General features: G+C 56.8%; 12 protein-coding genes. 10 read left to right on the top strand and 2 right to left on the bottom strand.

Translation table 11 applies throughout. The annotated features are described in order from the left end of the window. The first annotated feature begins 10 nt into the window (after positions 1-10). The 9 genes from KJ653_03500 to KJ653_03460 all read left to right on the top strand — a co-directional run bounded on the left by KJ653_03500 (position 11) and on the right by KJ653_03460 (position 10,001). Positions 11-961, top strand: coding sequence for a Gfo/Idh/MocA family oxidoreductase (locus KJ653_03500; GenBank protein ID MBU0684899.1), 951 nt, complete (start codon positions 11-13; stop codon positions 959-961). 49 nt (positions 962-1,010) lie between these two features. After that, on the top strand, positions 1,011-2,144 hold the full coding sequence (locus KJ653_03495) for a glycosyltransferase family 4 protein (protein ID MBU0684898.1): 1,134 nt from the start codon (positions 1,011-1,013) through the stop codon (positions 2,142-2,144). A gap of 45 nt (positions 2,145-2,189) precedes the next feature. Then, the gene (gene smc, locus KJ653_03490) at positions 2,190-5,903 is read left to right on the top strand and encodes a chromosome segregation protein SMC (protein ID MBU0684897.1); all 3,714 of its coding nucleotides are present in this window, start codon (positions 2,190-2,192) and stop codon (positions 5,901-5,903) included. Then, positions 5,904-6,833 (top strand): hypothetical protein, encoded by a 930-nt coding sequence (locus KJ653_03485; GenBank protein ID MBU0684896.1) that lies wholly within the window; start codon positions 5,904-5,906, stop codon positions 6,831-6,833. After that, positions 6,830-7,345, top strand: coding sequence for an SMC-Scp complex subunit ScpB (locus tag KJ653_03480; GenBank protein ID MBU0684895.1), 516 nt, complete (start codon positions 6,830-6,832; stop codon positions 7,343-7,345). The genes KJ653_03485 and KJ653_03480 overlap by 4 nt, the downstream gene beginning before the upstream one ends. Positions 7,346-7,450: 105 nt before the next feature. After that, positions 7,451-8,392, top strand: coding sequence for a hypothetical protein (locus KJ653_03475; protein MBU0684894.1), 942 nt, complete (start codon positions 7,451-7,453; stop codon positions 8,390-8,392). A gap of 74 nt (positions 8,393-8,466) precedes the next feature. After that, on the top strand, positions 8,467-8,682 hold the full coding sequence (locus KJ653_03470) for an RNA-binding protein (GenBank protein ID MBU0684893.1): 216 nt from the start codon (positions 8,467-8,469) through the stop codon (positions 8,680-8,682). Between the two features lie 104 nt (positions 8,683-8,786). Continuing rightward, positions 8,787-9,776 carry an NDP-sugar synthase gene (locus KJ653_03465; GenBank protein MBU0684892.1) on the top strand — a complete coding sequence of 330 codons (990 nt, stop codon included), beginning with the start codon at positions 8,787-8,789 and terminating at the stop codon, positions 9,774-9,776. 9 nt (positions 9,777-9,785) lie between these two features. Beyond that, positions 9,786-10,001, top strand: coding sequence for a hypothetical protein (locus tag KJ653_03460; GenBank protein ID MBU0684891.1), 216 nt, complete (start codon positions 9,786-9,788; stop codon positions 9,999-10,001). Positions 10,002-10,008: 7 nt separating this feature from the next. Here the strand turns inward: KJ653_03460 and KJ653_03455 are convergent, their stop codons facing one another. Beyond that, positions 10,009-11,022: an inorganic phosphate transporter gene (locus KJ653_03455; GenBank protein ID MBU0684890.1), complete on the bottom strand. Its 1,014-nt coding sequence runs from the start codon at positions 11,020-11,022 to the stop codon at positions 10,009-10,011. A gap of 10 nt (positions 11,023-11,032) precedes the next feature. Next, positions 11,033-11,662, bottom strand: coding sequence for a DUF47 family protein (locus KJ653_03450; protein ID MBU0684889.1), 630 nt, complete (start codon positions 11,660-11,662; stop codon positions 11,033-11,035). Between the two features lie 174 nt (positions 11,663-11,836). On the opposite strand from KJ653_03450, the gene glmM reads away from it, so the two are divergent. Beyond that, a complete protein-coding gene (gene glmM, locus KJ653_03445; GenBank protein MBU0684888.1) occupies positions 11,837-13,207 on the top strand; it encodes a phosphoglucosamine mutase in 1,371 nt (456 codons plus the stop codon). The last annotated feature ends 3 nt before the right edge of the window (positions 13,208-13,210 follow it).

Raw genomic sequence — 13,210 nt, 5'->3', positions numbered from 1 at the left:
GCGGATTCACATGGCCAAGTACAATGTCGGTGTCATAGGCGTCGGATATTGGGGTAGGAAGATCGTCGATGAGTACACCAAGGTCGAAGAAGTCAGTCTGGTAGGCGTCTCCGACCTGGACGAGAAGAACCTCCAGTTCTGCGCGGAGAGGTACGGCGTGAAGAACGGCTTCACGGACTACAAGAAGCTCCTGGCAATGAAGGACCTCCACGCGGTCAACATATGCACTCCCAACCAGATGCACTACAGGATCACGAAGGAGGCGCTGGAGGCCGGGAAGCACGTCCTGGTGGAGAAGCCCATCACCTTGAACTCGAAGGAGGGCAAGGAGCTGGTCGGGCTCGCGCAGAAGAAGAAGCTAACGCTGTCAGTAGGCCACATCTTCAGGTTCAACAACGCCCTGCACGAGGTCAGACGCCTTATCAAGGAGGAGAACTACTTCGGGAAGCTCTACCTGATAGAGTGCGACTGGCTCAACCTTGAGAAGGCGTTTCCCGACAGGGACGTCCTATTCGACCTCGCGCCGCACATGTTCGACATCCAAAACTATCTAACGGACCAGTGGCCGGTCGAGGTGAGCTGCACGGGTGGGCCGTTCAGAAGGAAGGATGGCGAGGAAACGGCCTATGTCGCATCCAAGTTCAAGGACGGCATGATCTCCATGGCGAACATCTCCTGGCTGGTGCCCAAGAAGACCAGGCAGATATTCATCGCGGGCGAGACGAGGTCCGCCCTGATCGATGCAGTCGCTCAGAAGATCACCGTATACGAGAGCGGCTACACAAAGGACATCCTGATCAACCCGAACAACACGATAAGAGACGAACTCATACACTTCGTGCAGTCGTTCAGCGACCCTACGAACGAGACCAGGAACAGCGGGACCGTCGGCGTAAGGACGGTCGAGCTGATCGAGGCTGCGAAGAGATCCATGGTCGAGGGAAAGGTAATCAAGGTCTGACCAGACAAACGGATGTCATTTTATAGCCCGTCCGTGGATTCACTGGCCGATGCCTTCTACCCTGATGCTGCTGTCTAATCCCTACAGGCCAGACCCTAGGGTCCAACTTGAGGCCAGGGCGCTAATCAGCGCGGGGTACCAGGTCCATCTCCTAGCCTGGGATAGGGAGATGAGCAGACCTCCGGAGGCAGATGAGGCTGGAATCCATGTCATCCGCCTAGGTCCGAAGGCTCCGCAGAGAGCTCCAGGCAAGATTCTGGCTAGGCTTCCGAGGTTCTGGATCAGGGCTTTGCGAGCAAGCAGGCACATCGAATTCGATGTCATACACGCAAATGATTTCGATACTCTCCCACTCGGTATGGCGATCTCGAAGTTGTCAGGAAGACCACTTCTCTACGATGCGCACGAGCTCTACGCAAAGATGATTGAGAATGAAGTGGGCCCGATCTCAAAGCTCGTGTGGACCTGGGAGAGGAGGTGCGCCCGGAGAGCCGATGCCGTCATAACGGTCAGCGAAGCCCTGGCTGAAGAGTTGTCCGCTGGCAGAAAGGATAGGGCGCGGGTCGTGACGACCAGTCAGGACCCGTCCGTGATCGAGGGAACAGACGTCCAGGCCATCAGAAGCAGATACGGGCTAAGAGGGTTCGTCGTGTCATACCTAGGTTCGCTCGAACCGGGCAGATTCGTTGAGGAGGCAGTCACCTCTTTCACAGCAGCGGACAAGATCACCGTCGTGGTCGCAGGGAACGGGACTCTCAAACCGATGGTGTCAAGGGAGGCTTTGCACAACCCAGCTGTGAAGTTCATAGGTACGGTCGATACGGATGAGGCACTCAGGATCACATACGCGAGCGACCTCGTTATCGCCATGATGGACCCCTCAAATTCGAACAATGTGGTTGGAACCCCTGGCAAGATCATCAACGCGATGGCGGTGGGCAGGCCGATGCTCACTACCAAGGGTTTGGACATCGCGAAGAAGGTCGAAGCGGCAGGATGCGGGATCGTCATCCCGTACAACAAGGCGGCATTCATTGAGGCTGTGATCAAGTCCACATCAAACACCAAATCGCTAGTCGACATGGGGCGAAAGGGAAGACAGCTCTACGACCAGGAGTACTCCTGGAACCGGTCCAGAACGGAGCTTCTGAGCGCATACCAGGCTCTGAGCCGGCCGAACTAGGCCCACTTGTGGGCCTAAGTATTATATACTCTGTAGCCCATTTTATTGTGCGTCCGACACATGTCGGACTTCACGGGATGGGATGCAGAGAACAGCATTGCAGCTAAGCTCCAGCCACGCCATGTTTTCGCATTCCGCTTGGAGAGGAAACCGATGTATCTGAAGGAGATCGAGCTCGAGAACTTCAAGTCGTTCGCTCGGAAGACGAGAATCCCTCTATTGGAGGGCTACAGCGCAGTCACCGGGCCGAACGGCGCAGGCAAGTCGAACATCTCTGACGGGATCCTGTTCGTGCTGGGTCCTCGCAGCTCGAGAGTGATCAGGGCGGGAAAGCTCACTGACCTCATATTCAACGGCGGCAAGGACAAGAAGCCTGCAAGCGAGACCAAGGTGAGCCTGGTCTTCGACAACTCCGACAGGCTCATCCCGATCGATTCCGCCACGGTGAAGCTCACGCGCGTCGTGCGCGTTTCGGATAACGTGGAGGGATACTACTCTTACTTCTATGTCAATGACAGAAGGTCCTCCTTGGGTGAATTCGACAATCTCCTTGCAAATGCGCACATAAGCGCGGACGGGTACAACTTCGTCCAGCAGGGAGACATCACGAGGATAGTCGAGATGACCAACCTGGAACGCAGGCGCATACTCGACGACATATCAGGCATAACCAAGTTCGACGAGGAGATCCAGAGCGCCGAGAAGGAACGCTTGGCAGCCGAGGAGAACATCAACCGCCTGTCCATCATCCACGACGAGCTCAAGAAACAGATGAGGCAGCTGGACGCGGACCGGGAGGGCGCCCTGAAGTACAAGGACCTCCACGACACACTCGTTTCATCGCAGGCGTGCATGGTGATGAAGAGGAAGGTGTCGATCGAACGAGAGATCGCGTCCGTCAATGAGCAGATCACCAACTACACAGCCGAGAAGGAGAAGGCGGAAGCCAAGAAGACGGAGCTGGAGGCGGAGCTCACGGAGGTCAGCCAGGAGCTCACGGCCGTGGAGGCGGAGATCACCGAGCGCGGGGGCGAGGAGGCCAAGGAGATCAAGGACAAGATCGACACCCTCAGGGTGGAGATCGCCCGTGCCAAGGATTCCGTCACGAACTCCGCGGAGATGATCGAGTCGCTCAAGGAGGTCAAGGTGGCCCAGCAGGAGGACCAGAAGGCCGTCACGAAGGACCTGAAGGAGCTGGATGACAAGCTCGCGCCGCTCAAGCAGACACACAAGGAGAAGTCGGGACATCTCGAGGAGAAGCGGGGACGGCTTACCGAGCATCAGGACGAGATCTCCAAATCAGATTCCGATCTCAGCAACCTCCAGAAGGAAGCCATAGGACTGTCGGTAGAGGTCACAACGAAGGAGGAGAAGCTCCACGCGCTGAACCTCGAGCAGGACAGGCTCAACGAGCGGGTCCAGAGACTGAAGATCGACATCGCCAACCTGGAAGAGACGAAGAAGACCTACGAATTCGAGCTCAAGGACGCAGAATGGTCTATCAAGGAGCTCAAGAACGAGACGAAGGGCACGACCCAGAGCTCGAGGAAGCTCCAGGAAGAATACCAGGCGAAGAGGAACAAGGAACGGAAGCTGTTGGAGCAGTATCAGGATCTGGAGAACGCCATCAAGAGTCTCACGAGGGAGTACAACCAGTTCAAGGCGGAGGCTGAGGCAGTCAACCAGGTCAGGAAGGGCTACAACAACGCCGTGAGCACGCTCCTCGAGGCTAGGGACAAGGGCACAATCAAGGGCATCCATGGCACAATCGCGGAACTGGCTGAGGTCCAAGACGAGTATGAGACTGCGGTGAATGTCTCTGCAGGCGCCCGGATGCAGTCCATAGTTGTCGATTCAGATGCGGTCGCATCCGACTGCATCAGCTACCTCAAGAAGAACAAGGTCGGCAGGGCGACGTTCCTGCCGCTCAACAAGATGATCGATGGCAGACCGAGGGGCAAGGCGATAATGGCGGCCAAAGGCTCCATCGGATTCGCGATCGACCTTGTCAAGTTCGAGGAGAAGTACAGGACGGCTTTCTGGTTCGTCTTCGGCGACACCGTCGTCGTGAAGAACCTGGAAGAGGCCAGGAGACTGATGGGCGGGATCAGACTTGTCACATTGGAGGGCGAACTGGCAGAGGCAAGCGGCGCGATGGTCGGTGGAACGCTCGACAAGAACATGATGAAGTTCGGCGCGCCGTCGGAGAGCAAGATCGAGAAGAAGGCGGCAGAGCTCCGGACGGCCATCGAGGAGTCCGAGAAGATACAGGCGGAGGTCGCAGAGCTCAAGCTCAGCATATCTCAGTTGGAGACCCAGATCCACGATGCCACGACCAAGGACGGCGGAGAGAGCGTCAAGATAGCAGTGCTCGAGACCAAGAAGAAGGAGTTCGAGACGAAGCTATCATCACTCGAGGCGGAGCTGGATACCAAGAACAAGGAAATCGCCGACAGCATGGACCTCCTGGACAGGACGAAGACCGACCTGGGCAGGTTCCAGGACGACATCGAGAAGACCAAGAAGAAGAAGGAGACCAAGGACAAGAAGCTCATGGAGGCAACGCCCCACGAGCTCTCGAAGCAGCTGAAGGAGCTTGAGGCGGAGATCTTCGAACTGTCGAACGAGGTGGCGAACCTCAACTCGGAGATACAGACAACAACAAAGCAGATGGAGCTAGTCCAGGGCAGGAAAGCCGAGCTCGAAGCCGGCATTCAGCAAACCGAAGACAAGCTCAAGGAGCTCAAGCAGAAGGGCGAGGAGAGCGCCGAGAAGCAGGTCCAACAGGAGACCGAACTCAAGGCCCTCCAGAAGATGGAGAGGTCGATGGGTGACAAGCTTAACACCCTCAGGACCAAGCGCGATTCACTCTACAAGAAGAAGACTGACACCGAGGCCGGCATCGAGAAGTTCCACACGAAGGCTCAGACGAGCTGCGACTTCGTCCTGAGCCTCCAGACGAAGGTGGGCGAGACCGAGAAGAAGCTACAGGAGGCGGAATCAGAGCTCGCTCAGTACTCCGCGGTCAAGCTGCCCGAGCAGGTCCCGTCCGTCGAGGACCTGAAGATCACCATCGGGGACTGCGAGAGACAGATATCCACTCTCGGGGCGGTCAACCTCAAGGCGATAGACGAATACGAGGAGAAGAGACACAGGTTCGATGGGCTCAAGGACGAGATCGGCCAGCTAGGGAAACAGAAGTCCAACCTCATGAAGCTCGTGGCGGAGCTCAACGACAAGAAGAAGCTCGGGTTCAATAAGATATTCGTCGGGATCAACGAGAACTTCAAAAGGATCTTCGCCGAGCTGTCCAACGGTGGAGATGCCGAACTGTTGCTCGAGAACGAGGAGGACCCGCTCGCGGGCGGACTCATCATCAAGGCGCGGCCGAAGGACAAGAAGGTCGTCCGGATGGAGGCGTTGTCGGGCGGCGAGAAGAGCCTGACCGCGCTATCGTTCATATTCGCCATCCAGGCGCACGAGCCCTCGCCGTTCTATTTGCTGGATGAGGTCGACATGTTCCTGGACGGGATCAACGCGGAGAACGTCGCCAAGGCCGTCAAGAGGAGCGCGAAGAACGCCCAGTTCATACAGATATCCCTCAGGAACATCACGCTCAGGGAGGCGGACCACATCATAGGTGTGACGATGCAGCGCGAGGGCATATCCTACCTCGTCATGAAGCCCAACATCGGCGAGGGCGCGGACGTGCCGGAGCAGACCGATGAACAGCCGAAGGCGGAAGAGGAGGCCAGCTAGATGACTTTCACGACAGAATGCAGCGATGTCCTGAACCACCTGATGTTCCAGAAGTCCATCATAGAGGATGACTCAGGCGCGGGCAAGGAATCGAGGATCGAATGCTATCTCAAGATGGTCGATGAGATGCAGAGAGGCACGCTCGTCGGATCGGACGACCCCTTCGAGAAGAGCGTCGCGCTCGTCTTCGAGCTAGTGGTCACGCAGCGCATGAACCCGTGGGACATCAACCTGATCGAGTTCTCCAAGATGTACCTCCAGAGGGTCAAGAAGGCCTCTGAGCTGAACCTCATCATAGCCGGGAAGATAGTCTACATGGCCTGGGAGATACTGAAGCTCCAGTCCGAGCAGGTCCTGCTGAGGGTCGACAGGCCCGAGCAGGTCGAGATGATGTTCGACGGCTGGAACCCGGAGAACCTGGACCTGTTCGTGGACCCGTTCGAGCTCGGGACCGGCGAGATGCTTCTGCACACAGATGAGATGCCCATAGACGAGAAGGTCAGGCGCAAGTGCGACAGGCCCGTCACCCTCATAGACCTCCTGGACGCGTTCGAGGAGGCCAAGAAGGAGAGCGACATCCGGCAGGAGCTGGCCAAGTTCATGCAGAAGTACAAGAGGCCGGACTTCGACGACAAGGCACACAAGGAGAACCTGGAAGAGGACATCGCCCTGGTCTGGGAGAGGATCCAGAAGTGCGGTCAGGGCTCCGTGCCGATAGCCGACCTGTACACGACCGGCAAGGCTGACCGGGTCATGGTGTTCATTTCGATCCTGTTCCTCGCCCGCATCGGGAAGATACACATCTGGCAGGAGAAGATGCCCTACGGCGAGATATTCCTTGAGCTGACGGTCCCGTGGGACATCGCGCAGATCGAAGACGCGTCGGCCATCGAGGCACAGAAGATGGAAGAGGTTTCGGTGGTCAAGTGAAGAGCGAGAGGATAGTCGAGGCTGAGCTTTTCTCAGCCGCGAAGCCCGTGACGGTCACGGACCTGCAGACGGCTTCTGGCCTGGATGTGAGGACCATTCGGTCGGCGCTGAACAAGCTCATCGATGAGTACAACGGCTCGGACAGGGCCATCGAGATAGCCAAGATGGGCACAAGGTACGCCATGCAGGTCAAGAAGGAGTTCAGCCAACCGGCGGCGAGGTTCGCAGACCTCAAGGTGCCCAAGGACATGATCAAGACAGCTTCACTGATAGCGTACTACCAGCCGGTCCTCCAGAGCAAGATGTTCGACCTCGTTGGGAACAAGATATACGACCATGTCAAGCAGTTAGTCGACCTCGGACTCGTGAAGGCGAAGCCGAAGAGGAAGAGCATTGAGCTCACCACCACGAAGAAGTTCATAGAGACCTTCGGGATCGACGCCAGGTCAAGGCAGGATGTCAAGGCGTGGCTCGAGGTCGAGCTCTCCAAGATGTCCGGGAAGCCTGTCTAAGGCCTAGCTGAGGTGGATTCGCCAGCTGGCCTGTTTTGACTGCAGTCTGCCACATGATAACACGGTCACAAGGCTTAATACTGGAACAAGCAGATTTCACAACGGGTGAGCGTAATCCAGCTCAAGGTCAATGTCCTGTGCGTGCTCGGGACGGCCCTAGGCTTCGCGTCCCTGTTCTTTCCATGGATAATCGGCGGCGACCTGCCCGATCATGTCCACTATCGCGATCTGCTTGTCAATGACATCCTGTTGGGGCCGCCTGGCTTCACGACCGTGTTCATCCTCGCCTGTTCGATGTTCGTGGTCGGCTCAGGTCTGGCGTTCGTGACACCGACAGGCGGATTCGCGCAGCTGGGAGGGATGCTTGGCTTCCTGTATGCGTACCCAGCCGCCTACAGAGACATGCAGGGGACTCAGGAACTCTCATTAGGAGCATACCTCGGCATCTTGTCCGTAGCTGTAGTGCTTGTGGGCCTTTGCCTGCCAATCGGGCCCGGGCATAGATCGAACACGAGCGTGTTGCGGAGGATGGTTAGCACGGCCAACAGGTTCCTGACGTTCAGTCCATACGATTCATCCGCGAAGTTGCGGATCAACCTGCTGTGCGTCATCGGCGCGTTCATCGCTTTCGTCGCGATCGCCCTCCCATGGCTCACCATGAATATATCGACAAGCTCGATCCAGATATCGCCGTTGGAGTCTAACCTATACCAGTTCATGAAGGGGAGCTCCGCGTGGAAGGTGGGGGCGTGGATCTTCATCCTCAGCTCGGCAGCGGCATTCGTGACTCCTCTCGCCGGGTTGACGCAGCTGATGGGGCTGCTCTGGTGGTGGGGTTCGGCCCGAAACAGCCTGGGAACGAGCGTCGTGGGAGACCTGACTTGGACTAGCGGTCTTGGCAACGGCATATGGTTGGGAGCGTTTGCGGTCGCAGTTGTCCTTGTGTCCTTCATTTTCCCCATCGGGTTCGGGTACTTGGGAAGGAGAGGTTCGATCAAGGCTCGGCTCTTCGCCTGGGGAAAACCAGCAGCGTCCAGGATACCCTGATGCGCGCGTTCGGCGTCAGCATCTCACGCAAACCTTTAAATGACGTGTGGTCATTGACAAGAGCGTGATTCAAGATGGTGATGCCTCTAAGTTTGTTAGAGAAATCCATGAACAAGAAGGTCTCGCTCCTGCTGAAAGACAGCAGGTCTCTCGTAGGCACACTCGCTGGCTTCGACGACTATCTGAACATGGTTCTTGAGGACACGGAGGAGACGTACGGCGAGAACGTGAAGCGCCTGGGCACCGTCATTCTCCGCGGGAACAACGTCGTAAGCATCTCGCCCCTCTGAAACGGTCGAATGTTCTCTGATTTCCGTTCTGCCAGCGTCAGCGCCGTCACGCAGAGAATGGAGCACAAGATGTCTTTATACGAACGAACGGCATGCAGAATGCCGTGAAGGCCGTACTGCTGGTCGGAGGCATGGGCACGCGGTTGAGACCGCTGACATATCGCATTCCCAAACCACTGGTCCCTGTCGTCGGCAAACCTCTGATAATGCATGTCATCGATTCGATCCCGAGGGAAGTGGACGAGGTCGTCGTCCCCGTTAGCTACAAGAAGGACGTGATGGAGGAGTACCTTCTGAAGAGCAAGCCGAAGCGGAAGATAACGCTCGTTGACGAGCCTAAGCCTATGGGCACAGGTGGGGCCGTCAAGAATGTCGAGGACCACATAGACGGCCAGTTCCTCGTGATCAACGGCGACAGCATCTCATCGCTCGACATAGGCAAGTTCATCAAGTTCCACAGGAGGAAGAAGGGCATCGCCTCTATATCCCTCTGGCCGGTGGACGATCCCACACCCTATGGGGTTGTCGACCTCGACAAGGACGCCCGGATCAGGAGGTTCCAGGAGAAGCCCAAGCGAGAGGAGGCTTTCTCGAACCTGATAAATGCGGGCGCGTACGCGCTCGAGCATGAAGTGCTCGACTACATAGGAAAGGGCTTCGTGTCCATGGAGCGCGAGGTGTTCCCGAAGATCCTCGATAAGGGGATGTACGGTATGAAGTTCGACGGCTACTGGATAGACTGCGGCAGGCGCGAGAACGTGCTAGATGCTTTTTGGACGCTCATGGGGAAGGAATCCAAGACTCTCCACAAGAAGTGCGTGACCGAGGGTGCGACCCTGAGGAACCCGTTCATCATTTGTGAGGAAGCCGTCGTTGCAGGGGCGGTGATAGGACCTCGTGCCTATGTGTCCGAGAGAGCCATCGTTGGGCTTCGTTCCCGAGTGGAAAGCTCGGTAGTTCTTGAGGACGCCAGAATAGGCACCGGGTGCCGGATCGTAGATTCGATAGTGGATTCCGGCGTGACGATCCCCGACGGCGAAGAGGTCATATCCACCATTGTCAGCAATGCCGTGCCAGACGAGAAGGACGTCTAGGGTGATTGCATGGCAAAGAAGATCAGGAAGAGAAGGACCAAGCCTTGGGAGCTCTTCGTTCTGATTTTGATCCCATGGGGGGCGATGGCGGCGGCAGCTTTGGCTGCGAGAGCCGTCGGCCTCTCAGATGAAGTGGCGGTTGGGGTCGCGCTCGGGTTTGCTCTTTTTGTCACTTACCTGATCTACCGCTGGCAGGAGCGCAGAAAGGCCAGCCATAGGTCGTGAGCTGCGATCAGAATCCCAAACCCAAGAGGATCAGGAACAGCGCACCAGCAATGGTCGCGGAGGCAGGGATCGTGAGTATCCATGCCATGACGATCTTCCTTCCGACACCCCATCTGACCGCAGACAGACGACGCGTCGCGCCTACGCCCATTATGCCTCCGGAGATCGTGTGCGTCGTGCTGACAGGTATGCCCAGCTTGGCCGTCGCGAACAACATGATTGCCCCACCCGTCTCAGCGCAGAACCCTTGATACGGATCCAGCTTGGTGATCCTCGACGCCATCGTCTTGACTATCCTCCAGCCGCCGAAGAAGGTGCCCAGGGAGATCGACAAGTGACAGGCCACCATGACCCAGAGCGGTACCACGAACTCGCTGGACCCAGAAGCACCAGGCGCGTTGATCAATAGTATTAGCGTGATTACTCCCATTCCCTTCTGAGCATCATTCGTGCCGTGCGTGAAGGAGTAGAAGGCGGACGAGCCAAGCTGCAGCTTTCTGAACCACTTATTCACGAGAGTTCTCGTGAATCCCCTGGCAATCCACATCACCAGGATCATAAGCAGAAATGCGGCGGTCAATCCAGCCAGCGGAGAAATCACGATGAAAGACGAGGTCTTGAGCGTGCCTCCCCAGACTATGGCATCCAAACCAGCCACTGCGCCGCCCGCTCCTATGAGACCACCGACAAGCGCGTGGCTGCTGGAGGTCGGGATGCCGAACCACCACGTGATGAGGTCCCAGATGAGCGCCCCCATGACGGCGCAGAACACCAGCAGGACGCCGTGCTCAAAGACGATGTCTGTGTCGATTATGCCCTTGCCAACGGTCTTGGCGACCTCCTGACCGACGACGATGCCGACGAAGTTGAATACTGCGGCCATGCTCACGGCCGCGATCGGTGACAACACCTTTGTGGCGACTATGGTCGCTATGGAGTTCGCTGAGTCGTGAAAGCCGTTCACGAAGTCAAAGCCAAGGGTCAAGATGATTGTGATTGCAGCGAGGCCAAGCAGTTCCATCGGGACTCCTCTAAGAATTCTTCATGAAGACATCCTTGATGACATCAGCTACGTCTTCGCATTTGTCGGTGGCCTCTTCCAGGTACTCGTATATCTCCTTGAGCTTGATAATGTCCACTGCATCGTGTTTCTTGAAAAGCTCTGCGACAGCCTCGTGGGTGATGTCGTCTCCCGTGTTCTCCAGCCGGTTGATCTCTATGCAATGCTTCAGTATCTCGTTCTTCTTCTTGAAATTCCTGAGATCCTTGACCGCGTGGTTGACCTCCCTGGAGGAGGTCACGATGACCTCCGTGAGTTTCACCATGTCAGGCGGAACGGCCTTTATCTCATATGACCACAGACGATGCGAAGCGGCCTCGATGTAGTCCAGGATGTCGTCCAGCCTTGACGCGAGCTTGGAGATGTCCTCCTGATCCATCGGCGTCACAAATGTCTTGTTGAGGGCCTCCGCAATCGTGTGGACCAGCTCGTCACCCTTGTGTTCTATGTCCTTGATCTGGTCCCGCCTCTTGGCTAAGTTATCGAAGTTCTTGACCATATCCATGAGCGCTTCAGCACCCTCGAGGACCACATCGGCCTGTTGCTCGAAAAGGTCGAAGAAGTGCTTCTCCTGCGGGATTATCCATTCCTTGAAACCCATCCTTCCTGCTCCCCCTCGGAGGGGCATGATTGGGTGGAATTATAAATCCTTGCGGACGCCACATTGTAGACGATAACGCTATGTTCGATTCCTGTCACAATACTGGCCCGGCAAATCCATCTTCCGGTCAAGGATAGGAAGCTTTTATTGGAGATTCGAACATCAGAGGTGCCGATGGCAGTCGAGAAATCCGCTCCAAGGCTTTTCGGGACAAACGGCGTGAGGGGCCTCGTCAACACAGACGCGATGGACACCCAGTTCGCTCTCAGGCTCGGAATGGCGATTGGTACGTTAATGAAAGGTACTGTCATGATCGGGACCGACGCCCGCACATCCAACGAGATGATCAAGTCCGCGTGCGCCTCAGGCCTGATGGCCACGGGATGCAACGTGCTCGACTGCGGCATAGTGCCAACACCGACTCTCCAGTACGCGGTCAAGACCGGCCGTGTACAGGGGGGCGTGGTCATCACTGCTTCGCACAACCCGCCGGAGTTCAACGGCATCAAGGCGATCGATGCGGATGGGACCGAGATGAGCCGGGAGAGGGAGGAGCAGATCGAAAGGCTCTACCACGAAGGGAAGTTTGCCAGGGCCGATTGGGCGAGGGTCGGCAGACTGACCCCTCACACGACCGCGATCGATAGGTACATCGGCGGCATCATCTCGAAGGTTGATGTCGGAGCGATAAGGAAGGCGAATCTCAGAGTGGCAGTGGACTGCAGCAACGGCGCTGGCAGCCTCGTCACCCCGAAGCTACTCGAGAGGCTAGGTGTCAGGTATGTCACTCTCAACGCAGACCTGAACGGGGCGTTCCCCGGTCACAACAGCGAACCAACACCCGAGAACACGAAGGACCTCGTGAAGCTGGTAAGCTCAGGCGGTTTCGATTTCGGATTTGTCCATGATGGCGATGCCGACAGGACGATATTCGTGGATGACACGGGCAGATACCTCTACGGAGACAGGAGCTTGGCAATCGTCGCTCACTTCGTCTGTCTCGACAAGCCCGGGCGGTTGGTGGTAACGACGGTCGGGGGCTCGCAGTGCATCGAGGACGCAGTCAAGATGGCCAATGGATCTGTGATCTACACCAAGGTCGGGTCCCCAGTCGTCGCCAGAGTAATGATGGACACGGGCGGCGTGTTCGGCGGTGAGGAGAACGGAGGGCTGATTTTTGCCAACTTCCAGTACTGCAGGGACGGCGCGATGGCAGTTGCAAAGATACTTGAGATTGTGGCAAAGCACGGCAAGCTCTCGGAGATCAACGACAGGATACCTCAGTACTGCCAATGCAAGAAGAAGACGGCATGCCCTGAGGACAAGAAGCAGAAGGTACTATCAGAGCTGGCGAAATCTTCCAAGGGCGAAAGGATCGATACCACCGATGGGCTGAAGATATTCTTCAAGGACGGATGGGTCCTGCTCAGGCCCTCTGGGACAGAGCAGATATTCAGGATCTATTCGGAATCGAAAAGCGAGGAGAGATCAGAGCAGCTAGCTGACGAGTTCAAGAAGCGAGTGGAGAAGATCGTCAGAGGCTAGTCT

The sequence above is a fragment of the Candidatus Thermoplasmatota archaeon genome, from assembly GCA_018814355.1.
Lineage (GTDB): Archaea > Thermoplasmatota > Thermoplasmata > UBA10834 > UBA10834 > COMBO-56-21.
This window is presented reverse-complemented; position numbering and strand designations above follow the sequence as displayed.